Below are 410 nucleotides of genomic sequence, written 5' to 3'. Positions count from 1 at the left end.
GAAAAGAAGAACTCATGAGCCAGCAAGCCAATCAGCGCATTGGGCGCGTGAGCCGTGCCACCCGGGAATCGGATATCACCGTGGAAATCAACCTGGACGGCCAGGGGAAGACCGAGATTTCCACCTGCTTGCCTTTCTTCGATCACATGCTGACTGCGTTCGGCGCGCACGGCTCTTTCGACCTGAAGGTGCAGGCCAAAGGCGATATTGAGATCGACGCGCACCACACCGTGGAAGACACGGCCATCGTGCTGGGCCAGGCGCTGGGGGAGGCACTGGGCACGAAGGAGGGCATCCGCCGCTTCGGAGATGCCTACATTCCGATGGATGAGACCCTTGCGCACGCCTCCGTTGACGTCTCCGGCCGCCCGTATTACGTGGGCACCGGTGAGCCCGATGCGCTGCTGCAC

General features: G+C 62.0%; 1 protein-coding gene. It reads left to right on the top strand.

The window, feature by feature from the left end:
- Nucleotides 1-14: 14 nt before the first annotated feature.
- Nucleotides 15-410 (top strand): imidazoleglycerol-phosphate dehydratase (locus FL344_RS38315; RefSeq protein ID WP_141621962.1); only part of this gene is annotated, 396 nt, incomplete at its 3' end.

This window comes from Myxococcus sp. AB036A, assembly GCF_006547355.1.
Lineage (GTDB): Bacteria > Myxococcota > Myxococcia > Myxococcales > Myxococcaceae > Myxococcus > Myxococcus virescens.
Note: the sequence above shows the minus strand (reverse complement) of the source record. Positions and strands in the feature narration are given on the sequence as shown.